Source organism: Streptomyces sp. WG7, from assembly GCF_049975785.1.
GTDB lineage: Bacteria > Actinomycetota > Actinomycetes > Streptomycetales > Streptomycetaceae > Streptomyces.
Map to the genome: position 1 here is coordinate 186,991 of NZ_JBNGGE010000010.1, position 25,460 is coordinate 212,450.

Below are 25,460 nucleotides of genomic sequence, written 5' to 3' on the forward strand. Positions count from 1 at the left end.
GACGGCAGTGCGGCTGCCTTCTGCAACTCGCGGTAGGAGAGATTGGTGCATCAGTCGACTCTCGGGCCCTGGCTGCGCAGGCCGATGGTCCGACCGGAAGCGGAAATGCGTCTCGTGTGCTTCCCGCACGCGGGCGGCGCGGCTTCCTCGTTCCGTCCCTGGCAGAGCCTGCTGCCGGAGGGGATCGAGCACGTGACCGTGCAGTACCCCGGCCGGGAGGACCGGTTCACCGACAGTCCGGTCGACTCGATGGACGTCCTCGTCCGCGAGGTCGCCGACGCCCTCGGCCCGCTGCTCGACGGGCCGTACGCCCTCTTCGGGCACAGCATGGGCAGCGCGGTCGCCTACGAGGTGGCTCAGGAACTGCGGCGCCGGGGCTTCCGGGCGCCGGTCCGGCTGCTGGTCGCCGGCCGGGCATCCCCTCATCACGCGGTGGCGGGCGACATCCACCGCCGGGGCGACGGCGCGCTGGCCGACGAACTGGCACGCTACGGCGCGACGCCCCGCGAGGTGCTCGCGGACCCGGAGCTGCGGGCCGCCATCCTGGGGTACGTCCGCAGCGACTACCGGCTGATCGAGACGTACCGGCCGTCCTCCGCCGAGCCGTTGGACTGCCCGGTCAGCGTCTTCTTCGGTTCCGAGGACCCCGAGTGCGGCGCGCGGGACGCCGAGACGTGGTCGAGCACCACATCGCACCCCCTGACCACCACGGCGTTCGACGGTGGCCACTTCTTCCTCGTTCCCCGGCGCGCCCTGCTGGCCGAGGCCATCGGCCGGGACCTGGGGGTCGGCTTCCAGCGCCCCGTGCGCACCTGGCCCAGCACCCCCTGAGACCTGAAAGGACGTCACTGTCATGGTCGCGGACTACTACACCGCCTCCGCGGAGTTCTACGAGATGGTGGCCGCACGCCACGTACGGACGAGTGCGGGGCCCCTGGCCGCCGCGCTGGCGGGGGTCGACACCACCCGCGGCCCCGTCGTCGAGATCGGGGCGGGCACCGGCCGGATCACGGCCGCCATCGCCCGGGCCCTGCCGGCCGTCCGGATCATCGCCGCGGAGCCGTCCGTTCCGATGCGGGCGATGCTGACGAGCCGGGTGTTCGCGGACGAGGACCTGCGGAACCGGGTGACGGTCGTCGCGGAGCCCGCCCAGCGGCTCACCCTGCCCGACACCGTCAGCGCGGTGGTGATCTTCGGAGTGGTGGGCCACCTCACCAAGGCCGAACGCGCCGATCTGTGGCGGAACCTGCGCGACAGGCTCCCCGACGGCGGCCCGATCATCGTGGAACTGATGGGGGTCGGCACCGCCCGTCACGTGCCGCCCTTCAGGATGCTGCGCGAGACGATCGGCGAGCAGACCTACGAGTGGTGGACGGAAGCCGAACCCGTCGGGGGCGAGGTGATGCGCTGGCGGACGTCCTGGAAGGTCTTCCGCCGAGGCGAACTGGTACGCAGCACCTCCGACACCTACGACTGGGAGAACCTCAGTCTCGAGCAGCTCGCGCAGGAGGCCGGAATGAGCAGCAGCCTGGTGAGCGCCGGGGGCGTCCCGGGGTCGCCGGAGATCGGCAAGCTGATCCGGTGACGGGGCGCCGGCCCGAGCGGGCCGCCTTGCCCTGACAGTCTTGACAATCGTTTTCATTAACGTTTTCATGGGTCCTGCTCGGCCCACCCTCGTCGGTCCGCACCACTCCGGTTCCGGCGTCGTCCCGCCCGATACCGCGCGGCACACGGCCATCCCGCCGTCTCCACCTGTCGGGCCCCCGCCCTTCAGGGAGAGGCGGACGCCGAGGGCGGCGGGGCCCGGGTGTGCGGCGGACCCACATCACTGGTCCTTCCGACCCGCGCACCCTCCCGGCCAGTTACCCCCTCCCCGCCGCACGAGACGGTGCCGCCGCACCCTCGTGGGGCGTGGCCCGCACCGCTACAGCGGCCAGTACCCGCTGCCGACCGGAAAGCGAGACCTCTCGTGACCCATCGGGACTCCTTCCCCGAGCGCAAACTCACCTTCACCGGCGATCCCGTCGCCGTCGCGGCCGCGCTGTCCGCGGGCACCGACGCCCCCCATCTCCTCTACGAGCAGGGCGGCTCCGTCACATGGAGCGAAGGCGAGTCCGTCGTGATCGAGGTGGACGCGGCATCCGTCCGGCTGCACGGTCCGGACATCGAGCCGGTGGAACTGCCCGCCGGCGCACACCCACTGGCCACCGTCGGGGAACTTCTGCGGACCCGGACCGAGGGTGTCGGATCGGCGCACGGCTGGATCTCCTTCGAGCTCGCCCACGTCCTCCACGGGGACGGCGCGGCCGGCGACGGAATCCTCGCCCGGTTCGTCGTCCCGGAACGGGAGATGGAGCTGACGCCGTCCGCGGCCGTACTGCGGGCCGGCGGACCGGACGCCCTGGACGAACTGGAGAGGCGGCTGCGCACCGCCTCGGCCACCGAGCCCGCGGGGCGGCGGATCGCCGTCGACCTGGAGGAGCACGCCGACCGGTACCGCACGGCCGTCGCCGACGTCGTACGCGCCATCCGCGCCGGGGAGTTGGACAAGGCCATCGTCTCCCGCACCGTGTCCGTGCGGGCCGAACTCGACCTCCCCGCCACCTATGTGGCGGGGCGGCGCAGCCATCTCCCGGCCCGCTCCTTCCTGCTGCGGCACGGTGGGTGGGAGGCCGCCGGCTTCAGCCCCGAGATCGTGGCCCGGGTCGACGCCGACGGCCTCGTCACGGCCCAGCCGCTGGCCGGCACCCGAGCGCTGACCGGCGATGCCGACGCCGACGCGGCCCGCCGGGCCGATCTCCACCGTGATGCCAAGGAGGTGTACGAGCACGCCGTCTCCGTACGCCTGGTGCAGGAGGAACTGAACACGGTCTGCCTGCCGGAGTCGGTGCGCACGGAGGAGTTCATGGCCGTGGAGGAACGGGGGAGCGTACAGCACCTCGCCTCCCGGCTGCGGGGCCGGCTGGCGCCCGGCCACGACCGGTGGGGCGCGCTCGCCGCCCTGTTCCCCGCCGTGACCGCCTCCGGAATACCCAAGAAGCCCGCCCTCGCGGCGATCCGCCGTGCCGAGGAGCGGGAACGCGGGCTGTACAGCGGCGCGGTGGTGCGGCTGGAGGCCGACGGCACCCTGGACGCGGCCCTGGTGCTGCGCACCGTCCTGCGCCGGGACGGCCGGACCTGGCTGCGCGCCGGAGCCGGCATCGTGGCGGGCTCCGACCCGGAACGGGAGCTGGAGGAGACGAGGGAGAAGCTCCGGGCGGTCAGCGGTCACCTGGTGCCCGCCTCACCGGCACCGGCGTCGGACGACGAGGGGAGGGAGCCCGTGGCCGGCGCCGTGACGGCACCGTGAACCGGAGCGGAGGCACGCGCGCATCGCGGCTACGGGAGCCGCCCGCGGCCGCGACGGCGCCGTCCGGCACGCCCTGGGGGGCACACTGCCACCGGCGCCCTCGCCAGGGGCGGAGCTGACTCGCAGCCGTCCGCCGACCACGCCGGGGTACCGCTGCGCACCGGCGCGGCAGCGCGGCGGCCCGACCCCAGCGGCACCGCCCGCACGGCTCTCCGCTCCGGCGCCACCGGACGCCCCGGCGGCACCGCCCACCCGGCACCGCACCGCGGCGGAGCCCCGCGGGAGCGCCGCCCAGTTCACCGCCGGCCACGGTGGACCCGCCGCGGTGACGTCCGCCCCGGGCGAGGCCACCGTGGCCGATGCGTCCGGCGGTCACTTCGGTGCCGTCGCACCGCCGCACGTCCACCCCACCCGGTCGCCGAGCACCGGGTGGCCCCACCACAGCCGGACCGGGCCGGACCTGGACACCGAGGGAGACCCACCCGATGACCACCACCGAGCCCACGACGGCACCCGAGCGGCGCTCCGACGCCCCGCCCGCCGACGACCGCGACGAGCGGCGGCGCACCGCCGGCGCACTGCGCGAACTGCGCCGCCCGGTCGCCCCGTTGACCCGGGCCGGCATCGTGCTGGGCGCGCTCGGAGCCGTCACGAAGCTGGTGCCCTTCGTCGGCATCGCCGAGATCGGCCGGGCGCTGCTCGCCGACGGCCCCCCGGACCGGGACCGGGTGGTCACCGCGGCCGTCGTCGTCGCCGTGACCCTCGTCGTCGGCTGGAGCTGCCACGGCGCCGCCCTGTGGATCACCCATCTCGCCGACGTGCGGCTCCAGGCCGACCTGCGGCGCCGCACGGTCGCCAAACTCGGCCGGGTGCCGCTGGGCTGGTACTCGGCCACCACCTCCGGACAGGTCCGCAAGGCCGCCCAGGAGGACATCGACGACCTGCACCACCTGGTCGCCCACCACGACGTCGAACTGGCCGGCGCGATCGCGCTGCCGCTCGCCGGACTCGGATACCTGCTCTGGGTCGACTGGCGGCTCGCCCTGCTGGCGTTGGCCACCCTCCCGGTCTACTTCACGGCGTACGCCTTCATGATGCGCGGATTCGGCGAGAAGATGGCCGCGCTGGACACCGCCTTCGGCCGGGTCAGCGCCGCCGTCGTCGAGTTCGTGCACGGCATCGGTGTCGTCAAGGTGTTCGGCGGCACCCGCCGGGTCCACGCCGGCTACCGCGAGGCCGTGCACGCCTACGGCGACCAGTACGTGGGCTGGGTCAGGCCGGTCCTGAAACTGGACGCGTACACCTCCATGGCGCTGTCCGTGCCGGTGATCTCCGTGGTCGGACTGGCCGGCGGCATCTGGTTCACCCACGAGGGGTGGGTCTCACCGGCCGACGTCCTCGCCGAGGTGCTCGTCGCCGCGGTCCTGCCCACCACCCTCCTCACCCTCAACCAGGGCCTGGCCGCCCAGCGCAAGGCCGTGGCCGCCGCCGGACGCATCACCGCGCTGCTCGACGTCCCCGAACTCCCCGTCACCGACCGGCCCCGGCGACCGAACGGCAACGACGTCGTCCTCGACGGTGTCGTCTTCGGCTACGAACCCGACCGGCCCGTGCTCCACGGCATCGACCTGACCTGCCGCGCCGGCACCGTCACCGCCCTGGTCGGCGGCTCCGGCGCGGGCAAGTCCACCCTCGCCGCCCTCGTCCCCAGGTTCCACGACGTGGACGCCGGCACGGTCCGCATCGGCGGGACCGACGTCCGCGACATCGCGCCCGAAGAGCTGTACCGGCACGTCGGGTTCGTCCTCCAGGACGTACAGCTGCTGCACGGCACGGTCGCCGACAACCTCCGCCTGGGCCGTCCCGACGCGACCGACGACGATCTCGTCGCCGCCGCGACCGCCGCCCGCGTCCACGACCGTGTCACCCGGCTGCCGCGCGGTTACGACTCGGTCGTCGGCGAGGACGCCCGGTTCTCCGGCGGCGAGGCGCAGCGCCTCACCATCGCCCGCGCCCTCCTCGCCGACGCGCCCGTCCTCGTCCTCGACGAGGCCACCGCCTACGCCGACCCGGACTCCGAGGCGGAGATCCAGGACGCGCTGTCCACCCTGGTGCGGGGCCGTACCGTCCTCGTCGTCGCCCACCGCCTGTCCACCATCACCGGCGCCGACCGGATCGTCGTACTCGAGGCGGGCCGGGTCGTCGAGCAGGGCACGCACACCGAACTGCTCGCCGCCGAGGGCCGCTACGCCCGCATGTGGGCGGCCCACCGCCCCGCCGACGAGGCCGGTGCCGAGCCGACCGAGGAGACCGACCGATGATCCGCCACCTGGCCACCGTCCTGGGGCCCGACCACCGGGGCGCCCTGCGCCGCTACCTGGCCTGGCTGGTCGCGTACGCGGTCCTCGAAGGCGTCGCCATGGCGTTCCTCGTGCCCGTGCTGCGCGCCGTGTTCGACGGTGACACCCCGGCAGCGCTGCGGCACCTGGCGACGCTCGCGGTCCTCGTCGTGGCCACCTGCGTCGCCCGCTACCAGCAGGCCATGCGGGGCTTCGGGCTGGCCGTCGTCACCCTCACCACCCTGCACGACCGGCTCGGCGACCACCTGGTGCGGCTGCCGCTGGGCTGGTTCACCTCCGAGAAGGTCGGCCGGGTCGCGCGCTCGGCGACCACCGGCACCTTCACCGTGACCAATGTCTTCGCCCACCTGCTCACCCCTGTCGTCAGCGGGGTCGTCACCCCCGCCACCGTCGCCTTGGCCATGCTCGTCCTGGACTGGCGGCTCGGTTCGGTCCTGGTGTGCTGCGCGCCGCTGCTGTACGCCACCCACCGCTGGTCCGCGTCGTGGATCGGCCGCAGCGAGGAGCGGCGGGAGGCCGCCGACGTCCTCGCCGGCAACCGGGTGGTGGAGTTCGCCCGGGCACAGAAGACCCTGCGGGCCTTCGGCCGCGACCACGCGGGCCACGCCCCGCTGGAGGCCGCGGTGGAAGAACGCAGCCGGGCGGGCGGGCGGATGCTCGCGGAGACCATGCCCCGGCTGCTCGCAGGCGGCCTCGCCGTCCAGCTGTGCTTCGCCGCCCTGGTGGCCACCGGCGTGGCCCTGGCCCTGGACGACGCCGTGGAACCCGCGGCGCTGGTCGCACTCCTCGCGCTCGCCGCACGGTTCGTCGGTCCGGTGACCGAGGTCGCCGGCATGAGCGGCATGCTGCGCATGGCGGGCAACGACCTCGGCAGGCTGGCCGCCCTGCTCGACGAGCCGCCCCTGCCCGACACCGCCCCCCACGCCGCCCTCGAACGCTCCGGCGGGATCACCTTCGAGAACGTCACCTTCGGCTACGACGACGGTGACCCGGTCCTGCGGGACGTCTCCTTCGACGTCCCCCCGCGCACCATGACCGCCGTGGTCGGCCCGTCCGGCGCGGGCAAGACGACGCTCGCCCGGCTCATCGCCCGCTTCTTCGACGTGGACGCCGGATCGGTCCGCGTCGGCGGCACCGACGTGCGCGAGATGCCGGTGGAGCAGCTGATGACCCAGATCTCCCTCGTCCAGCAGGACGTGTACCTGTTCGACGACACCTTGGAGGGCAACATCCGCGTCGGCCGTCCCGACGCCACCGACGAGGAACTCCGCGAGGCGGCCCGGATCGCCGGGGTGGACGAGATCGTCCAGCGGCTGCCGGACGGCTTCGCCACCCGCGTCGGCGAGGGCGGCACCTCCCTGTCCGGCGGCGAACGCCAACGCGTGTCCGTCGCCCGCGCCGTCCTCAAGCGCGCCTCCGTCGTCCTGCTCGACGAGGCCACTGCCGCCCTGGACCCGGAGAACGAGAAGTACGTCCAGCAGGCCCTGCGCACCCTGATGCGGGACTCCACCCTGCTGGTGATCGCCCACCAGCTTTCCACCGTCACGGCCGCCGACCAGATCCTCGTCCTGGACGAGGGCCGCGTCAGCGAGCGGGGCACCCACGCGGAACTCCTCGCCGCCGACGGCCTGTACGCCCGCTTCTGGGAGCGGCGCCGCCGCAGCCGCGGCTGGCGCCTGGTACCCCAGGCGGCGGTGGACGCCGAGGAGGCGACCCGGTGACCGGCGCCGTCGCCGGTCACCGGCACGTGGGACGGTACGCCGTCCTGCCCGTGCGCCGGGCCGGCCGTCCGGTGCGTGTCTGCGGCCGGCCGGCGACTGCCAGCGGCGTCGTCCCCGCGGTCAAGGCCGCGGCATGGTGCCGTCCGTACGCGGTTTTCGATACGGCGACGATATGTCCGGACCCGTAGCCTCGAAGTATGCGTGTGCTGATCGTCGAGGACGAGCCCTATATGGCGCAGGCCATCCGCGATGGCCTGCGCCTGGAAGCCATCGCGGCGGACATCGCAGGTGACGGCGACACCGCGCTGGAGCTGCTGAGCATCAACACGTACGACATCGCCGTCCTCGACCGGGACATTCCCGGGCCCAGCGGTGACGAGGTCGCCAAGAGCATCGTCGCCTCCGGCAGTGGCATGCCGGTCCTCATGCTCACCGCTGCCGACCGTCTCGACGACAAGGCCACCGGGTTCGAGCTCGGCGCCGACGACTACCTCACGAAGCCGTTCGAACTTCAGGAACTCGTCCTCCGGCTCAGGGCACTCGACCGCAGGCGTGCGCACAGCAGGCCGCCCGTGCGGGAGATCGCAGGTCTGCGGCTCGACCCGTTCCGCCGGGAGGTCCACCGCGACGGCCGCCATGTCGCGCTGACGAGGAAGCAGTTCGCCGTACTCGAGGTCCTCGTCGCCGCCGAAGGCGGTGTCGTCAGCGCCGAGGAACTGCTGGAGCGGGCCTGGGACGAGAACGCCGACCCGTTCACCAACGCCGTACGGATCACCGTCTCGGCCCTGCGCAAACGGCTCGGCGAACCCTGGATCATCGCCACCGTGCCAGGCGTCGGCTACCGCATCGACACCGCACCCGGCACCGGGCACGAGGGGCAGAGCCGTGGATAGGCAGCCCGGTGTGAGCGTGCGCGTCAAGCTCACCCTCAGCTACGCCGGATTCCTCATGCTGGCCGGTGCCCTGCTGATGGGGGCGGTGTGGGTGTTCCTCCTGCGATACGTCCCCGACCGTGCGGTGCTCTACAACCCCGACGACAGGCCCAGTAGCGGTGTTTTCCCCGTCCGGTCCGCTCTTCTGGACGTCTTCGCTCCGAGGGCGGCCGCAGTACTGACATTCCTGCTGGTGTTCGGCCTCGTGGGCGGGTGGATCCTCGCCGGCCGCATGCTCGCTCCGCTGACCCGTGTCACGGACGCCACCCGCATGGCCACCAACGGCTCGCTCTCCCACCGCATCCGGCTGCCGGGCCGCGGGGACGAGTTCCGCGAACTCGCCGATGCCTTCGACACCATGCTGGAGCGGCTCGAAGCACACGTCGCCGAGCAGCAGAGATTCGCCGCCAACGCCTCGCATGAACTGCGCACGCCGCTGGCGACCACGCAGGCTCTCCTCGACGTGGCGCGCAACGATCCGCACCGCGACATCGACGAGCTCGTCGAGCGCCTCCGCGTCGTCAACGCCCGGGCGATCGGCCTCACCGAGGCGCTGCTCGTGCTCAGCCGCGCCGACAAGCAGGCCTTCACCCGGGAGCCGGTCGACCTGTCCCTGCTCGTGGAAGAGGCCGCCGAGACACTGCTCCCGCTCGCCGAGAAGCGCGGGGTCACCATCGACACCTCCGGTGACGTCGCCACGGCTTCCGGGTCGCCGGCGCTGCTGCTGCAGATGACGACGAACCTCGTGCACAACGCCATCGTGCACAACCTGCCCGAACGCGGTTCGGTGTGGGTCCGCACCGGCGTCCGCTCCGGGAGCGCGGTACTCACTGTCGAGAACAGCGGCGAGAAGCTCTCCCCGGAGTTGGTCTCGACCCTGACCGAACCGTTTCAGCGCGGCACCGAACGCGTCCACACCGACCACGCCGGCGTCGGCCTCGGCCTGGCCATCGTCCAGCGGATCGTCCACGTACACGACGGATCCCTCGCCCTCACCCCGCGTGCCGACGGCGGCCTGCGAATCGCCGTTCAACTGCCCGCCCCGGCACCCCATTCAGCCAAGCAGGTCAGGAACTTGATCAGTGAGTGAAGCAAGACACGACGTTGCGGACGAGCGGCGGCAGGCCGAAGCGGACGGGCGGGCCGAGACCGCCGAAACCGCCGAAACCGCGGAGACCACCGTGAAGCGCCCGGTCGTCCACCGGGTGATCGGCAGCCTGTCCCGGCCGGGGCCGTGGCAGCGCGGCCGGGTGCTCGCGGCGTCGGCGCTGCTGCTCGGCCTGCTCCTGCTGCTGCATGCGCGGATACCGAACCGGATCGGGAACATCGGCAGTCTGGTGGAGACCGCCCTGCCGTGGTTCGGCGTGTTCGTCCCGGTGCTGCTCGCCGGGGCGCTGTGGCGTCGGTCCGCCTCCGCGGTCGTCGCACTGCTGCTGCCGGTCGTGACATGGGTGAGCCTCTTCGGCGGGCTGCTCGTCGACAAGTCACACGCGGGCGGTGACCTCACCGCGGTCAGCCACAACGTCGACGCCGACAACCCCGACCCCGCCGGCACCGCCCGCGACCTGGCCGCCGCCGGCGCGGACCTGCTGGCCCTGGAGGAGATCACCGCACGGGCGAAGCCGGTGTACGAGAAGGAGCTGGCGAAGGCGTACCCGTACCACTCGGTGCAGGGCACGGTCGGGCTGTGGAGCAAGCGGCCGCTGTCGGATGTCCGGCCGGTCGACATCGCGCAGGACGTCGGGCCGCTGGGGGACTCCAAGCCGGCCGACGTCAAGCTGGCCGACAACCGGGCGCTGCGTGCCACGGTGGCCACCGACCACGGGCCGCTGGCCGTGTATGTGGCTCATCTGGGATCCGTTCGCGTGAATCCCGGGCAAGGCTTCTGGACGGCGAGCCGGGACAGGAACGCCGAGGCGCTCGCCGAAGCCGTCGCCGCCGAGCAGAACAGGCGGGTGGTGCTGCTCGGCGACATGAACGGCACCACGGACGACCGTAAGCTCGACGGCCTCACCTCGCGGCTGCACTCGGCCCAGGACGCGGCCGGGAACGGCTTCGGCTTCAGCTGGCCGGCGAAGTTCCCGATGGTACGGATCGACCAGATCCTCACCCGGGGCGTGGAGCCGCGGAGTTCGTGGGTGCTGCCGGCTACCGGGAGCGACCACCGGCCGGTGGCGGTCCGCGTCGGCTGGTGACGGCAGCCCGGTACGGGACGTGCCGCAACAGGCTGGTCCGGAAATCCCGGAACATACCGCCGGCGTATCGAAAACCGCATACGCCCCCGCAACACCGCATCGCCTTGACTGACGGCATGTCCTACAGCGAACCCGTACACACAGCAGCCGGAACCCGGCGGTACCCGGGGGCAGGCGCCTCGGGCGGGCCTTTGACCGTCTGGCCGATCAGCACCACCGAGCACTTGGCGTTCGTACGGTCCCAGCGGTCGGCCAGCTTCCTGCAGACGCCGGCCTGGGGCCGTGTGAAGACCGAGTGGCGCAGCGAGTCCCTCGGCTGGTTCGACGGCGGACAACTGGTCGGCGCCGGGCCCGTCCTGCATCGCCCGGTGCCGAAGCTCGAACGGTTCACGCTGGCCTATCTGCCCGAGGGCCCGCTCATCGACTGGACCGGCGATCTCGGCGTGTGGCTCGACCCGCTGGCGGCTCATCTCAAGGCGCACGGCGCGTTCGCGATCCGGCTCGGCCCGCCGGTGCGCACGGACACCTGGAGCGCCGTCCAGGTCAAGGAGGGTGTCGCCGACCCGGGCACCAAGCGGCTCACCGAGGTGCCCGGCCAACGGTCCGACCCGGTCGGCGCCCAGGTGGCCGGCCGGCTCAGGGGGGCGGGTTGGCTGCCGCAGAGCCCTCAGGACGGCTTCGGGGTCGGGCATCCGCAGTTCAAGTACGAGCTTCCGCTGGCCGGCAGGACCGAGCACCAGCTCCTCAAGGGCATGAACCAGCAGTGGCGCCGCAACATCAGGAAGGCGGCCAAGGAAGGAGTCGAGGTCACGGTCGACACGGTCGGCGCGGGCCTGGAGGCGTTCCACGACCTCTACGTCCACACCGCCGAGCGGGACCGCTTCACGCCCCGGCCGCTGGGCTACTTCGAGACCATGTTCGCCGCGCTGAGCGCGGAGGATCCCGAGCGGATCAGGCTCTACCTGGCCCGCCACCAGGACGACTTGGTCGCCGCCACGATCCTGGTCCGCGTCGGTGCCCACGCGGTGTACTCATACGGCGCCTCCTCCACCGACAAGCGCGAGATGCGCGGCTCCAACGCCTGCCAGTGGGCGATGATCCGCGACTCGCTCGCGGCCGGCTGCGACGTCTACGACCTGCGCGGCATCACCCCCACCCTCGACGCCGACGACCCGCACGTCGGGCTGATCCGGTTCAAGGCCGGCACGGGTGGCCAGGCGGTGAGATACGCGGGCGAGTGGGACCTGCCGCTGCGGCCGATGGTCTACCGGGCCTTCGACCTCTACATGAGGCGCCGCGGGCGGTAGGCCCGACTACGTAAGCCGGGCGACCACTTCGTCGAGGCGGGCCCCACGGGACGCCTTGACGAGCACCACGTCGTCGGCGGTGAGGTGGCCGCGCAGCCAGGTGACGGCCGCGCCGTTGCCGTCGAGCACCACCGCACGCTCCCCCACTCCGTCGGCGATCGACAGGGCGGCCTCGCCGACCACTACCACCACGTCGGCGCGGGCGGCGGCGTACTCCCCGATGGCACGGTGCTCGGCCGCACTGGCGTCGCCGAGTTCGAGCATCTCGCCGAGTACGGCGATGCGGCGCCCACCCTCGATCGCCACCAGCGCGTCCAGGGCGGCGCGGGTCGAGTCGGGGTTGGCGTTGTAGGAGTCGTTGATCAGCGTCGCGCCACCGGCGAGGAGGCGCAACTCCATCCGCCCCTGAGACAGGGAAGCGGTGGCCAGCGCCGCCCCGGCCAGGGCGAGGGGTACTCCGGCCGCCAGCCCCGCGGCAGCGGCGGCCGACGCGTTGAGCGCCTGGTGGGCGCCCACGTGCGGCAGCGCGACGGTTACGCGGGCGTCGGCGGTCCGCAGCGTGCAGGACGGACGGCCGAGCCCGTCGAGATCCAGACCGAGCATCGTCACGTCGGCGTGCTCCGCCCGGCCGAAGGTCAGCACGGGGCCGTCGGTGAGCGCACGCATCGCTTCCACGCGGGGATCGTCGGCGTTGAGCACGGCGGTGCCGCCGGGCGCGAGCTCCCGCACCAGCTCGCCCTTGGTCTCGGCGATGGCCGCGCGCGACCCGAACTCGCCGAGGTGCGCCTGGCCGACATTGAGGACGACGCCGATGTCGGGCGCGACCAGGCCGGTGAGCTCGGCGATGTCGCCGATGTGGCGGGCTCCCATCTCCAGTACGAGGAACCGGGTGGCCGCGACCGCGCGCAGCATGGTGAGCGGCACACCGAGTTCGTTGTTGAGCGAGCCGATCGTGGCGACCGTCGGCCCCGCGCTCGACAACACAGCCGCCAGCAGGTCCTTGGTGCTGGTCTTGCCCTGCGAACCGGTCACCCCGATCACGGTGAGGCCGTCGCGCAGCCGGGCCACGACGTGCGCGGCGAGCACCTGCAGCGCGGCCCGAGCGTCCTCGACGACGATGGTGGGCAGCAGCGTGGGCCGGGAGCCGAGCACGGCCACCGCGCCGGCCCGGCCGGCCTGACCGGCGTATGCGTGGACGTCGACGTGCTCACCGGCGAAGGCGACGAAGAGGCCGCCCGGCTCGGCCTGCCGGCCGTCGAGTACGGCCGGCGCGGTCACCGTCACGCACGCGTCGCCCTCGATCGTCCCGCCGACGATCGCGGCGATCTCGCCGAGGCCGAGGGGGATCACGCTGATTCCTTGTAGGTCATGCCACCAGTCAATGCGCCGCGGTGTATCGCCGGCATATCGAAATCCACATACGTTCCGGCAACGCCACGACGCCTTGACTGTACGTATGACCTACAGCGAACCGCCCCGCATCACCGCCTATGGGTGCGGCCCCGATGAGTCTGTCTTGTTCCGAGAGCTGACGCCTCGCTTCCGTGTGACGCCAGTCATCACGGGCGCACCGGTATCCGAAGCGAATATCGAGCTGGCAGCCGGAAGCCGATCCATCAGCGTCGGCCACAAGACTCCCATCGCCAACTCCGCTCTTCTCGCGCTTGGCCGAGCCGGCGTGACGTACATCTCCACGCGGAGCATCGGGTGCAACCACATCGATGTGGAATACGCGGCCGGCATCGGCATCACAGTGGAGAACGTCAGTTACTCGCCGGACAGCGTGGCCGACTTCACGCTGATGCTGACGCTGATGGCGGTACGCGACGCGAAATCCATCATCCGGCGCGCGGATGTCCACGATTACCGGCTGAACGACGTGCGCGGCAAGGAACTGCGCGATCTGACCGTCGGCGTGATCGGCACAGGACGCATCGGCGCTGCGGTCATGGACAGGCTGCGTGCTTTCGGTTGCCGCATACTCGCCCACGACTACCGTCCCAAAACCACCGCCGAATACGTTCCTCTCGACGATTTGCTGCAGCGGAGCGACCTGGTCACGCTCCACGCACCGCTGAACCCGGAAACGCATCACCTGCTGAACCGGCAGCGTATCGAGCAGATGAAACGGGGCGCGCTGATCGTCAATACCGGACGAGGGGCGCTCATCGACACCGAGGCCCTTGTATCGGCACTGGAAAGCGGCAGGCTCGGCGGCGCTGCACTGGATGTCGTCGAGGGCGAGGAAGGCATCTTCTACGCCGACTGCCGAACCAGGCCCATCAAAAGCAAGTCACTGCTGCGGCTGCAAGAGTTGCCGAATGTGCTCATCAGCCCGCACACCGCCTACTACACGGACCACGCCCTGCGTGACATGGTCGAAAACTCCCTCACCGACTGCCTGAAATTCGAAAGCGAGTACCAGCATGGATAAGCTGAAGGTCGGCATCATATTCGGCGGACGTTCCGAAGAGCACCCCATCTCCGTCAAGTCCGCACGGGAGATCGCCCGGAACCTCGATGCCGAGAAGTACGAACCGCTCTATATCGGCATCACGAAGGACGGTGCCTGGAAGCTCTGCGACGGCCCCGACGCGAACTGGGAGACAGGAAACTGCCGTCCGGCCGTGCTGTCGCCGGACAGCACCGTGCACGGACTGCTTGTCCAGGAAGAAGGGCAGGCGCAGGGGCGGTACGAGACGGTCCCCCTGGACGTCGTGCTGCCCGTGCTGCACGGCAAGCGCGGTGAGGACGGTGCGATGCAGGGGCTGCTCGAGCTCTCCGGCATCCCCTATGTGGGCTGCGATGTGCAGAGTTCCGCACTGTGCATGGACAAATCCCTTGCCTACACCGTCGCCGCAAGCGCGGGAATCGCCACGCCGAATTTCTGGATCGTCGCGGCAGACCAGAACATCGATCCCGGGCTGCTCACCTATCCGGTCTTCGTGAAGCCGGCGCGTTCGGGCTCTTCCTTCGGCGTCACCAAGGTGTCCCGGGCAGAAGAACTGCGGAGCGCGGTGGAGACCGCACGGCAGTATGACGCGAAGGTGCTGATCGAAGAGGCCGTCGTCGGCAGCGAGATCGGCTGCGCCATCCTGGGGAACGAACTCGATCCGGTGGCGGGCGAGGTGGACCGGATCGCCCTCTCCCACGGCTTTTTCCGGATCCATCAGGAGGATGCGCCGGAAACCGGTTCCGACAACTCGACGGCGATCGTCCCGGCCGACATCCGCGCGGAGTCGCGCCTGCTCGTCCAGGAGACCGCCATGGCCGTATACCGCGCCTTTGGGTGCAGTGGCCTTGCGCGGGTGGACCTGTTCCTCAAGGAGGACGGAGCGGTGGTCCTCAACGAGGTGAACACGTTCCCCGGCATGACCTCGTACAGCCGCTATCCCCGCATGATGGCGGCCGCAGGCATACCGCTCGGTGAAGTGCTCAACCGAATCCTGTCCTTGCCCTTGACGAGGAAGAGCCGATGAAGGACGACTTCGTGTTCGTGGACGAACTTGCGTCCGGAACGACCGGAATGCGATGGGACGCCAAGTACGCCACCTGGGACAACTTCACCGGAAAGCCCGTGGACGGGTATCTGGCCAATCGGATCGTCGGCACCAGGGCGCTGTGCGAAGGACTGGAACGAGCGCGCGAGAAGGCCGAATCCATGGGCTTCGGCCTTCTCCTCTGGGACGGTTATCGCCCGCAGCGCGCCGTCGACTGCTTCGTACGCTGGTCCAAGCAGCCGGAGGACGGCCGCACGAAGGCGCGGCACTATCCGAACATCGGCCGGGCGGAGATGTTCGAGCAGGGATATGTGGCCGTCAAGTCGGGTCACAGCCGGGGCAGCACCGTTGACCTCACGCTCTACGACCTGGCTTCCCAGGAGATCCTCCCCATGGGCGGCGGCCATGACTTGATGGATTCCCTCTCGCATCACGGAGCACAAGGAATCACGCAGGCCGAAGCGAGAAACCGCCGGCACCTCCGTACCCTCATGGAGGCCTGCGGTTTCAGCGCATACGACCGCGAGTGGTGGCATTACACGCTGATCGGCGAACCGTATCCGGACACGTATTTCGATTTCCCCATCGCATGGTCGGGCATGCCGACGGGACGGCATGCCCGAGGGGAAGCTCGACTTCTTGCGCACCCCCGCCGTGGTTGAGACCGCCCAGGCCGGCGGGAGAACCGTGCGCACCGAGCAGCCCAACGCCGGCCGCTGGTGCCTTCGCGGGTCCCGCCCGTGGCGCGGGAGGCCGGGAGGGACGGAGGAAGGGGGAGTTCCGGCCGCGATGCGTGGGGTCCACCCCGCGTGTGTGTGCCGCGCCCGGGCCTCACACCCAGGCGCGGCACACGCACGTCAGGTCCCCCTCCGACTGCCGTTGGGCCCGACGTGACAGCTGTCGCACACGCCGGTCAGTTCGAGGGTGTGCTCCACGTCGTGGAAGCCGGTGGTGCGCGCGACCTCGGCCGCCCACCGCTCGACCTCCTCGGACTCGACGGCGAGACTGAGACCGCACCCCCGGCACAGGAGGTAGTGCCGGTGTCCGTCGGCGGGCCGGGGTCGGTAGAGGCGTTCGCCGTCGCCGTCGCGCACCATGTCCACCTGACCCGCGGCCTCCAGCAGGTGGAGCGTGCGGTACACGGTGGTCAGGCCGATCTCGACACCGTCCGCCGTGAGCGCCGCGTGCAGGACCTGGGCCGAGGTGAAGCCCTCGCAGGTGGTCAACGCCGAGAGGACGGCGGCCCGTTGCGGGGTGTAGCGCCACTCGCCGCGGGTCGTTCCGTACATGGGTGTGCCTCCGTCACGGTGGGAGCCGCCGGGCGGGGCGGACGAGCGCGCCGGGCCGCCCCGCGTCGGGTCAGACGGCCGCTGCGAGGGACGAGGGGCCGTGTTCGTGCTCGCAGACCTCTCCGGTGTCCCAGGCGGGGAAGGGGTCGGCCGAGGGCACCGGCTCCCCTGCGGCCATGAGGCAGGCGGCGAGGGCGGTGCGCAGGGAGTCCGCCCGCAGGCCGACACCGATGAAGACCACCTCCTGCGCGTGCGGCACGTCGCTGTCCCGCGCACCGGAGGGTTCGAAGCGGGCGACGGAGCCGGCCTGGGACCACAGACCGGTCACGCCCTCGCGCCCGGCCAGCGTGAAGAAGCCCTTGGAGCGCAGGACGCGTCCGTACGCGCCGCTGTCCAGGCCCTCGGTGACGAAGTCCCAGAGGCGCCCGGGATGGAAGGCCGCGGCCGACCGGAAGACGAGGGAGGAGATGCCGTACTCCTCGGTCTCCGGGACGTGGTCGCCGTTCAGCTCCCGCACCCAGCCCGGTGCCTGTTGGGCGCGTTCCAGGTCGAAGTGCCCGGTCTCCAGGACATCACGGGCGGCGACCCGGCCGTGAACAGAGGTGATCAACCGCGCCTGGGGATTGAGCCGGGTCAGCACCCCGCGCAGCCGATCCGCGTCGGCGTCGTCGACCAGGTCCAGCTTGTTGAGCACGAGTACGTCGGCGAACTCGACCTGGTCGATCAGCAGGTCGCTCACGGTGCGCTCGTCGTCCTCGTAGGGGGCGAGCCCGCGCTCGGCGAGATCGTCGCCGTCCGCCAGTTCGGCCAGGAAGTTGGCGGCGTCGACCACGGTGACCATGGTGTCCAGGCGTGCCACGTCGTCCAGTGCGGCTCCGTCGTAGCGGGCGAAGGCGAACGTGGCGGCCACGGGCATCGGCTCGGAGATGCCGCTGGACTCGATGAGCAGGTAGTCGAAGCGGTCCTCCCGGGCGAGCCGGTCGACCTCCTCCAGCAGGTCGTCCCTGAGGGTGCAGCAGATGCAGCCGTTGGTCATCTCCACCAGCCGCTCCTCGGTCCGGGAGAGCGCGGCCTCACCGCCGCGTACCAGCGCGGCGTCGATGTTGACCTCGCTCATGTCGTTGACGATCACCGCCACGCGCAGGCCCTCGCGGTTGGTGAGGACGTGGTTGAGCAGGGTCGTCTTACCCGCGCCGAGAAAGCCCGACAGCACGGTGACCGGCAGGCGTCGGGACCGCATCCGCTCAGCCCTCCGGGCGCAGCAGCCCGCGCCGGTAGGCGGGCACGAGGTGCTGTGGAACCCGGTAGGTCACGCCGTCCACCGTCACGTCCACCAGGCGTGGCGTGCTCGCCTTCCACTGGGCACGGCGGTGGCGGGTGTTGCTGCGGGACATCTTGCGCTTGGGAACGGCCATGACGGGGGCCTTTCGTGGGAGAACGGTGATCGGTCGATCGGCAGCCACGGAAACCGCAGGAGGTCGGGTCGGTACGCCTCGACCTGCGGCGGACGCTGAGCGGCCGGGCAGATGAATGAGACCGGAGACCATGCCGGAGACCACGACGTTACATGAAAACGGTATTCATTGTTAACGGGAGGGCGTGTTCCCGCCGCCGTGTTGTCCGGTTCCGAGTGCGGGCCACCTGTCCTCCTGCGGGGGCGATTCAGAATGGCTGCCAGATCCGGGCCAGTGCCGACGTGGTGAGGACCTGATCGGGGTGTCCCTGTCCGGCGAGGCGGCCGTCCTGGAGCAGCAGGCAGCTGTCCGCCGCGCGTGCGGCCTCGAGGTCGTGCGTGGCCTGGACGACCGTCACGCCGTCGGCGACGAGTGCGGTCAGCAGTGTTCCGATCCGCGCCCTGGCTTCCGGGTCCAGCCCCGTGGTCGGCTCGTCGAGCAGCAGCAGGTCCGACTCCTGTGCCAACCCCTGGGCGATCAGGGCGCGTTGGCGTTGACCGCCGGACAGCTCCGCCAGTTGGCGTGAGGCGAGGTCGCCGATGCCGAGCCGGTCGAGCGCGGAGTCCACGGTCGCGTGGTCCCGGCGGGTGAGCCGGCGCCATGGTCCGCGCTCGCCCCACCGCCCCATCTCCACGGTCTGCCGGACGGTGAGCGGCAGGGTGTCACCGACGGCTCCGCGCTGCGGCACGAACGCGGGCGGCAGCTCTCCGTCGTGGTGGAGTTCGCCGGATGTCGGGCGGATCACGCCGGCGAGAACGCCGAGCAGGGTCGACTTGCCGCTGCCGTTCGGGCCGACGAGTGCCGTGGTGGTCAACGTGGCTATTTCCGCGCTGAGTCGGCGCAGGACGGGGCGCCCCGGGTAGCCCGCGCACAACTCGGTGAAGCGGACGTGAGGGGTCCGCTCTCGGGGTGGGGCGGCCGAGGGGTGGGGTTTATTGAACATGATTTTCATTGTAGTGTCCCTCGGTATGGAATGGTTGACGGCCCCGTTCGAGGTGACTTTCGTTCAGCGAGCCCTGTGGGGCGGGATGCTCGTGTCCGCGATCTGCGCGCTGGCGGGCACCTGGGTGGTTCTGCGGGGGATGGCCTTCCTCGGCGACGCCATGTCCCACGGCCTGCTGCCGGGGGTCGCGCTGGCCTCGCTGTTCGGCGGAAACCTGATGGTGGGCGCGGTGGTCAGCGCCGTCGTCATGACGGCGGGCGTCACCGTGCTCGGACGTACCCCGAGGCTGTCCCAGGACACCGGCATCGGGCTGCTCTTCGTCGGCATGCTGTCGCTCGGGGTGATCATCGTGTCGCGCTCGCAGTCCTTCGCGGTGGACCTGACCGGCTTCCTGTTCGGTGACGTCCTCGCCGTCCGCCGACAGGACCTCTTCCTGCTCGCGGCGGCGCTGTTCGCGGCGTTGGTGGTCTCGGTACTCGGGCACCGCGCCTTCCTGGCCCTGGCGTTCGACTCACGCAAGGCCCAGACCCTGGGGCTGCGGCCGCGCCTGGCCCACGCCGTGCTGCTCGGTCTGCTCGGTCTGGCCATCGTGGCCTCGTTCCACATCGTGGGAACGCTGCTCGTCCTCGGCCTGCTCATCGCTCCGCCGGCCACGGCCCTGCCGTGGGCGCGCAGCGTCCGCGGGGTCATGGTGCTCGCCGCGCTCCTCGGCGCCGCCGCCACGTTCGGCGGCCTGCTGCTGTCCTGGCACCTGGGCACCGCCGCCGGAGCGACCGTCTCGGCCCTCGCGGTCAGCCTGTTCTTCCTCTCCCACCTGGCGTCCGGTCTGCGTCACCGACGTACGCGCCTCGCCGCCGCACCCGCCCTCGAAACCGACTGAAAGAAGCCTGAGGCGATCGCCATGACCGTCCGCAGACACGTCACCCCATGGGCTTCGGCCGCACTGGTCCTCACCGCGCTGCTCACCACGAGCTGCGCGCGGGAGAAGGACAACGACTCCCCGACCGCGGCCGGTTCCCCGTCCCCCACTCCGCACGGGTACGTCGAGGGAGCGCAGGAAGCCGCCGAACAGCAGTCCCGGCTGCTCCTCAACGACCCCGACAGCGGAAACAGCCGGGTCCTCGACCTCATCACCGGCAAGGTGCACAAGACGGCCCGGGTGGCAGGCGCCGTCCGGCTCGGCACGGACGGACGGTTCGGCTACCTCCACACCTCCGGCGGCACACACGTACTCGACAGCGGCACCTGGATGGTGGACCACGGGGACCACGTCCACTACTACAGCGCGGCGATACGCGATGTGGGCGAACTCCCCGCGGGCCGCGAGGCACAGGTGCGCAGCGATGCCGCCGTGACCGCGGTGACCGACGAGGACGGGCGGACCGTCCTCTACGACCGCGGCAAGCTGGAGAAGGGCAGGATCGTGTCCTCCCGGACGCCGGCGGGCACCTACACCGGCGCCGTCGTGCCGTACGAGGAGCACCTGCTCGGCTTCACGGACGAGGGCGGCAGCACGAAGCTCGTCGTACTCGACCGCGACGGCAAGCGCGTCGCCTCCCCGGACGTGGAGTGCGAGGAGCCGCGAGGCGACGCCGTCACCCGGCGCGGCGTGGTCCTGGGCTGCGCCGACGGCGCCCTGCTCGTCCGCGAGAAGGACGGCGCCTTCAGCGCGGAGAAGATCCCCCACGGCGAGGACGTGCCGGCGGAGGAGCGAGCCACCTCCTTCCGGCAGCGACCCGGCAGCGACACCCTCACCGCACCGGCCGGGGACGACGCCGTATGGGTCCTGGACGTCACCGAGCGGACCTGGACCCGGGTGGACACCGGGCCCGTCGTGGCCGCCAACACCGCCGGAGAGGGCTCCCCGCTGCTCGTCCTGGAGACCGACGGCTCGCTGCACGGCTACGACATCGCCACCGGGAAGCAGATCGCGCGGACCGAGCCGCTCCTGACCAAAGAAGTGCGGCGGGCCGGCGCCGACGGCACCGCCCCCGTGATCGAAGTCGACCGCAGCCGCGCCTACGTCAACGACCCCGAGGGCAAGAAGGTGTTCGAGATCGACTACAACGACGGCCTGCGCATCGCGCGCTCCTTCGACCTGGACATCGAGCCGGTCCTCATGGCGGAGACCGGACGATGAGCCGGAGTGCGACAAGGCGGCGCGTGCGCGTGGGCGTGGCGCGTCTGCGCAGTCTGATCGCGGGCCTGCTCGCCCTGGTCACGGCGGCGGCCGCCGCCGCCTGCACCACCACCGGGGACCAGCCCCGCATCGTGGTCACCACCAACATCCTCGGCGACATCACCAGGGAGATCGTCGGCGACGAAGCCGACGTCACCGTCCTGATGAAGCCCAACGCCGACCCGCACTCCTTCGGCCTGTCGGCGGCCCAGGCCGCCGAACTGGAGCGCGCCGACCTCGTGGTCTACAACGGCCTGGGGCTGGAGGAGAACGTCCTGCGGCACGTGGACGCCGCCCGCGAGTCCGGCGTCGCCACCTTCGAGGTCGGCGACGCGGTCGACCCGCTCGGCTTCCGTACGGCCGACGACGGTGGCCCGGAGGAGGGGGAAGGGCAACCCGACCCGCACTTCTGGACCGATCCCGACCGGGTGCGCAAGGCCACCGACCTGATAGCCCGGCAGGTGATCGAGCACGTCGACGGTGTGGACGACGGCGCGATACGCGCCCATGCCGACCGCTACGGCGAGGAACTCGCGGACCTCACCACCTGGATGGAGAAGTCCTTCGACCGCATCCCCGAGGACCGGCGCGCCCTGGTGACCAATCACCACGTCTTCGGCTACCTCGCCGACCGCTTCGGCTTCCGCGTGATCGGCGCGGTCATCCCCAGCGGCACCACACTGGCCTCGCCCAGCTCCGCCGACCTGCGCTCGCTCACCGAGGCGATGGAAGAGGCCGGCGTACGCACCGTGTTCGCCGACTCCTCCCAGCCGACACGGCTCGCCGAGGTCCTGCGCACGGAACTGGACGGCCGGGTCCAGGTCGTCAAGCTCTACTCGGAGTCGCTGACCGCCGAGGGCGAGGGCGCCGACACCTACCTGCGGATGATGCGCGCCAACACCACCGCCATGACCGACGGCCTGACCGGCGACTGACCCCCCGAACCCCGAAGCACCGGCAGACGGGCCGAAACCGTCACACGCCACTGCCGCCACCGCGCGGCACGGAAAGGAACGCACCGATGAACAAGTCGATACGCGACAGAGCCCTCACCGGGACGGCACTCGCCCTCGCGGTGGCCACTGTGCTGACAGCCTGCGGAGGAGAGGACTCCGCTTCCGACGCGAAGGCCGAGGGCACCGCGAGCACCGCGAGCGCCACGCCCGCCGCCGCGGTCAAGAACCCGCTGGTCGCCACCTTCGACGGCGGCCTGTACATCCTGGACGGCGAGAGCCTCAAGCTCACCAGGACGATCGAGCTGCCCGGCTTCAACCGAGTCAACCCGGCCGGGGACGACGCCCACGTCATCGTCTCCACCGACACCGGCTTCCGCGTGCTGGACGCCGCCGAGCAGGCCCTCACCGACATCGAGTACAAGGGGGCCAAGCCCGGCCACGTCGTACGTCATGCGGGCAGGACCGTGCTCTTCACCGACGGCACCGGAGAGGTCAACGTCTTCGACCCCGCGGACCTGAGCGGTGGCGAGAAGCCGGAAGGACGCACCTACACATCCGCCGAGGCACACCACGGCGTCGCCATCGAACTGGCCAACGGCGAGCTCCTCAGCACCCTGGGCACCGAGGAGAAGCGGACCGGCGCGCTGGTGCTGGACAAGAACAACAAGGAGATCGCGCGGAACGAGAAGTGCCCCGGCGTCCACGGTGAGGCGGCCGCCCGGAACGAGGCCGTCGCCCTCGGCTGCGAGGACGGTGTCCTGATCTACAAGGACGGCGACTTCACCAAGATCGACGCCCCCGACGACTACGGCCGCATCGGCAACCAGGCCGGCAGCGACGCCTCCCCGGTCCTCCTGGGCGACTACAAGACCGACCCCGAGGCCGAGCTGGAGCGGCCCACCCGCGTCTCCCTCATCGACACCGAGAAGAAGAAGCTGCGCCTGGTCGACCTGGGCACCAGCTACTCGTTCCGTTCGCTGGCCCGTGGCCCGCAGGGCGAGGCTCTCGTCCTCGGCACCGACGGCGCCATCCACGTGATCGACCAGAACAGCGGGGAGATCGCGAAGAAGATCCCCGCGGTGGGCGAGTGGCAGGAGCCGCTGGACTGGCAGCAGGCCCGGCCCACCCTGTTCGTCCGTGACCACACCGCCTACGTGTCCGATCCCGGCAAGAAGGCCCTGCACGCCATCGACCTGGAGACCGGCAAGAAGGTCACCTCCGTCACCCTGCCGGAGAGCACCAACGAGCTGTCGGGAGTCGTCGCGGGACACTGACCGCGCGCTCTGCCCCCACCGCGACCGGAAGGGCGGCGGGGGCGGAGCGTACGCCACGTACCTCTTTCACGGCCGGACCGCACGCAGCGGCCGCCGCGACCGGGAACGGGGTGTCCGGGTGCCGGACCGGCTTCGCCGGCAGCCTGCGGCGCGGCGGCGGGCATCAAGCCGGGCCGAAGCCGTCCCCCCGCGCCTCCGCCCGCCCGCTTCGACGGCTTCACGCAGGGCCGTGGCTCCGCGGGTGACCCCGGTGCCGTACGGGTGGCGCCGGTCGAGCGGTGGCCGAGGGCGCGGCCCCGGGCGGGCTCATCCGACGACCGCGGCCCGCACGCACAGCACGTCCGGCAGGTGCGCGGCCAGCTGCCGCCAGCTGTCCCCGTCGTCGGCCGACGCGAACACCTCGCCGTTGCGGTTGCCGAAGTACACGCCCGCCTGCTCCGCCTCGTCGGTGCACAGCGCGTCGCGCAGCACCGTGCCGTAGTGGTCCTCCTGGGGCAGTCCCGCCGTGAGCGGCTCCCAGCTCCGCCCCGCGTCCGCCGTGCGGAACACCCGGCAGCGGCGGTCCGCCGGGACCCGGTCCGCGTCGGCGTTGATCGGGAAGACGTACGCCGTGTCGCCGCGGTGCGGATGGGCGGCCATCGCGAAGCCGAACGTGGACGGCAGGCCCTCACCGATGTCCGTCCAGTGCCCGCCCGCGTCGTCGCTGCGGTACACACCCCAGTGGTTCTGCAGATACAGCCGGTCCGGTGCCGCGGCGTCCCGTGCGACCTTGTGCACGCACTGGCCGAACTCCGGGTCCGGGTCCGGCAGGAAGACCGCGGAGACGCCGGAGTTGGACGGCGCCCAGCTCGCACCGCCGTCGGCCGTGCGGAACACACCGGCGGCCGAGACGGCGACCGTCACCGACCGCGGGTCCCGCTTGTCGGTGAGCACGGTGTGCAGCCCCTCGCCGCCGCCTCCCGGTACCCACTGGGACCGCGTGGGGTGCTCCCACAGGGAGCGGACCAGCTCGAAGCTCTCGCCGCGGTCCTCCGAGCGGTACAGCGCGGCCGGTTCGGTGCCCGCGTAGACCACGTCCGGCTCCGCGGCGGCCGGGTGCAGCTGCCACACCCGCTCCAGCGAAGCGCCGGTCTCCTTGGGGAACTTGACGGCCGGCTGCGCCGGTTCGGTCCAGGTGCGGCCCAGGTCGTCGGAGTGGAACACCGACGGGCCCCAGTGCGCGCTGTCGCCGCCGGCCAGCAGCCGCGGGGTGTCGCGGCGGGTGTCGAGGGCGACCGAGTAGACGGCCTGTGCGTTGAAGTAGGGACTTTCGTCGAACTCCCAGGTGCCACCCCGCCGGCGCCCGATGAACAGGCCCTTGCGGGTGCCCACGGCGAGCAGTACCTCGGTCATGCCGATCACCTCCGCGGCGTCGTCGTCGACGCCTTTGTCTCGGACACGGGCCAGTCTGCACCCCGGCACTGACAGTCACCTCTGGAAAGGGTGTCGCCGCAGGTCAGGACGTGGTGTCGGATCCGGAGAGAGGTCCCCGCGCAAGCCGCTCGGCCCTCGCCGGGCAGCGCCCGCGCCGGGACGCCGTCGGAGTCGGAGCCGGCTCCGGCCGGCAGCGTGCCGAAGGCGTGCCCCCGGTCGCCGCCGGGAGCGGGGCGCGCGGAAGGCGGCGACGACGGTCGGCGGTGTGCCGGGCCGGGAGGGAGGCCCGGAGGGGGAGGGCCGTCGGATGGTCGTGATCAGGCGACGGGGCGCGGTCCCGCCGAACGCGCCGGCCCGCGCACCCGGTTGACCGCCCTGCGCCTCGCCGAACCTGGCGCAGGCGTCCGACTGCGTCCCGCCGCCCCGCCGCCCCGCCGCCCCGCGCCATCCGCTGCCCGCCGCGCTCGGCCGGGTGGCCGGGTGGCCGGGGGGCCCGGCCACCCCCCCCCGCCCCCCCGGCCCACCCCAACCCCCCCCCCCGCGGGCGCCACCAAACCCCCCCCCCGCGGGGCCCCCCCGGACCCGCCC

At 71.7% G+C, this 25,460-nt stretch carries 22 protein-coding genes; 16 read left to right on the top strand and 6 right to left on the bottom strand.

Annotation, left to right across the window (positions count from 1 at the left end):
* The first annotated feature begins 45 nt into the window (after positions 1-45).
* From ACP4J0_RS13895 to ACP4J0_RS13935, 9 genes are all read left to right on the top strand, one after another.
* The gene (locus tag ACP4J0_RS13895) at positions 46-831 is read left to right on the top strand and encodes a thioesterase II family protein (RefSeq protein ID WP_426598967.1); all 786 of its coding nucleotides are present in this window, start codon (positions 46-48) and stop codon (positions 829-831) included.
* A 22-nt stretch (positions 832-853) separates the two neighbouring features.
* Entirely contained in the window at positions 854-1,585 is a 732-nt protein-coding gene (locus ACP4J0_RS13900; RefSeq protein WP_426598968.1) for a class I SAM-dependent methyltransferase, read from the top strand.
* A gap of 384 nt (positions 1,586-1,969) precedes the next feature.
* Positions 1,970-3,349: a salicylate synthase gene (locus ACP4J0_RS13905; protein ID WP_426598969.1), complete on the top strand. Its 1,380-nt coding sequence runs from the start codon at positions 1,970-1,972 to the stop codon at positions 3,347-3,349.
* A gap of 485 nt (positions 3,350-3,834) precedes the next feature.
* Positions 3,835-5,670: an ABC transporter ATP-binding protein gene (locus ACP4J0_RS13910; protein WP_426598970.1), complete on the top strand. Its 1,836-nt coding sequence runs from the start codon at positions 3,835-3,837 to the stop codon at positions 5,668-5,670.
* Positions 5,667-7,430 carry an ABC transporter ATP-binding protein gene (locus tag ACP4J0_RS13915; RefSeq protein WP_426598971.1) on the top strand — a complete coding sequence of 588 codons (1,764 nt, stop codon included), beginning with the start codon at positions 5,667-5,669 and terminating at the stop codon, positions 7,428-7,430. Before ACP4J0_RS13910 ends, ACP4J0_RS13915 begins: the two co-directional genes overlap by 4 nt.
* Before the next feature lie 197 nt (positions 7,431-7,627).
* A complete protein-coding gene (locus ACP4J0_RS13920; protein ID WP_426598972.1) occupies positions 7,628-8,323 on the top strand; it encodes a response regulator transcription factor in 696 nt (231 codons plus the stop codon).
* Entirely contained in the window at positions 8,316-9,452 is a 1,137-nt protein-coding gene (locus ACP4J0_RS13925; protein ID WP_426598973.1) for a sensor histidine kinase, read from the top strand. Before ACP4J0_RS13920 ends, ACP4J0_RS13925 begins: the two co-directional genes overlap by 8 nt.
* A gap of 115 nt (positions 9,453-9,567) precedes the next feature.
* Entirely contained in the window at positions 9,568-10,557 is a 990-nt protein-coding gene (locus ACP4J0_RS13930) for an endonuclease/exonuclease/phosphatase family protein (RefSeq protein ID WP_426598993.1), read from the top strand.
* A gap of 116 nt (positions 10,558-10,673) precedes the next feature.
* Positions 10,674-11,864 (top strand): lipid II:glycine glycyltransferase FemX, encoded by a 1,191-nt coding sequence (locus tag ACP4J0_RS13935; RefSeq protein WP_426598974.1) that lies wholly within the window; start codon positions 10,674-10,676, stop codon positions 11,862-11,864.
* Positions 11,865-11,870: 6 nt separating this feature from the next.
* On the opposite strand, the gene ACP4J0_RS13940 is transcribed toward ACP4J0_RS13935, so the two are convergent.
* Positions 11,871-13,214: a UDP-N-acetylmuramoyl-tripeptide--D-alanyl-D-alanine ligase gene (locus ACP4J0_RS13940; RefSeq protein WP_426598975.1), complete on the bottom strand. Its 1,344-nt coding sequence runs from the start codon at positions 13,212-13,214 to the stop codon at positions 11,871-11,873.
* A 106-nt stretch (positions 13,215-13,320) separates the two neighbouring features.
* On the opposite strand from ACP4J0_RS13940, the gene ACP4J0_RS13945 reads away from it, so the two are divergent.
* The 3 genes from ACP4J0_RS13945 to vanX are packed head-to-tail and all read left to right on the top strand — an operon-like array spanning position 13,321 to position 16,026.
* Entirely contained in the window at positions 13,321-14,298 is a 978-nt protein-coding gene (locus ACP4J0_RS13945) for a D-isomer specific 2-hydroxyacid dehydrogenase family protein (RefSeq protein ID WP_426598976.1), read from the top strand.
* Positions 14,291-15,343 (top strand): D-alanine--(R)-lactate ligase, encoded by a 1,053-nt coding sequence (vanA, locus tag ACP4J0_RS13950; RefSeq protein ID WP_426598977.1) that lies wholly within the window; start codon positions 14,291-14,293, stop codon positions 15,341-15,343. Before ACP4J0_RS13945 ends, vanA begins: the two co-directional genes overlap by 8 nt.
* The gene (vanX, locus tag ACP4J0_RS13955; protein WP_426598978.1) at positions 15,340-16,026 is read left to right on the top strand and encodes a D-Ala-D-Ala dipeptidase VanX; all 687 of its coding nucleotides are present in this window, start codon (positions 15,340-15,342) and stop codon (positions 16,024-16,026) included. The genes vanA and vanX overlap by 4 nt, the downstream gene beginning before the upstream one ends.
* A 195-nt stretch (positions 16,027-16,221) precedes the next feature.
* Here vanX and ACP4J0_RS13960 read toward each other — a convergent pair whose 3' ends face one another.
* The 4 genes from ACP4J0_RS13960 to aztA form a co-directional block, all read right to left on the bottom strand.
* Entirely contained in the window at positions 16,222-16,653 is a 432-nt protein-coding gene (locus tag ACP4J0_RS13960; protein ID WP_426598979.1) for a Fur family transcriptional regulator, read from the bottom strand.
* A gap of 70 nt (positions 16,654-16,723) precedes the next feature.
* Entirely contained in the window at positions 16,724-17,893 is a 1,170-nt protein-coding gene (locus tag ACP4J0_RS13965) for a GTP-binding protein (protein WP_426598980.1), read from the bottom strand.
* 4 nt (positions 17,894-17,897) lie between these two features.
* A complete protein-coding gene (rpmF, locus tag ACP4J0_RS13970) occupies positions 17,898-18,068 on the bottom strand; it encodes a 50S ribosomal protein L32 (RefSeq protein ID WP_426598981.1) in 171 nt (56 codons plus the stop codon).
* A 247-nt stretch (positions 18,069-18,315) separates the two neighbouring features.
* Complete coding sequence (gene aztA, locus ACP4J0_RS13975; protein ID WP_426598982.1) at positions 18,316-19,059, bottom strand: zinc ABC transporter ATP-binding protein AztA; 744 nt, start codon at positions 19,057-19,059, stop codon at positions 18,316-18,318.
* Between the two features lie 16 nt (positions 19,060-19,075).
* Between aztA and aztB the strand changes: the two genes are divergently transcribed.
* The 4 genes from aztB to aztD all read left to right on the top strand — a co-directional run bounded on the left by aztB (position 19,076) and on the right by aztD (position 23,459).
* Positions 19,076-19,930 (top strand): zinc ABC transporter permease AztB, encoded by an 855-nt coding sequence (aztB, locus tag ACP4J0_RS13980; RefSeq protein WP_426598983.1) that lies wholly within the window; start codon positions 19,076-19,078, stop codon positions 19,928-19,930.
* 21 nt (positions 19,931-19,951) lie between these two features.
* Positions 19,952-21,190, top strand: a complete 1,239-nt coding sequence (locus ACP4J0_RS13985) for a hypothetical protein (RefSeq protein ID WP_426598984.1) — start codon at positions 19,952-19,954, stop codon at positions 21,188-21,190.
* Complete coding sequence (gene aztC, locus ACP4J0_RS13990) at positions 21,187-22,164, top strand: zinc ABC transporter substrate-binding protein AztC (protein ID WP_426598985.1); 978 nt, start codon at positions 21,187-21,189, stop codon at positions 22,162-22,164. Before ACP4J0_RS13985 ends, aztC begins: the two co-directional genes overlap by 4 nt.
* A gap of 86 nt (positions 22,165-22,250) precedes the next feature.
* Positions 22,251-23,459 carry a zinc metallochaperone AztD gene (gene aztD / locus ACP4J0_RS13995; RefSeq protein ID WP_426598986.1) on the top strand — a complete coding sequence of 403 codons (1,209 nt, stop codon included), beginning with the start codon at positions 22,251-22,253 and terminating at the stop codon, positions 23,457-23,459.
* Positions 23,460-23,765: 306 nt separating this feature from the next.
* On the opposite strand, the gene ACP4J0_RS14000 is transcribed toward aztD, so the two are convergent.
* Entirely contained in the window at positions 23,766-24,920 is a 1,155-nt protein-coding gene (locus tag ACP4J0_RS14000) for a WD40/YVTN/BNR-like repeat-containing protein (RefSeq protein ID WP_426598987.1), read from the bottom strand.
* Positions 24,921-25,460: the final 540 nt, after the last annotated feature.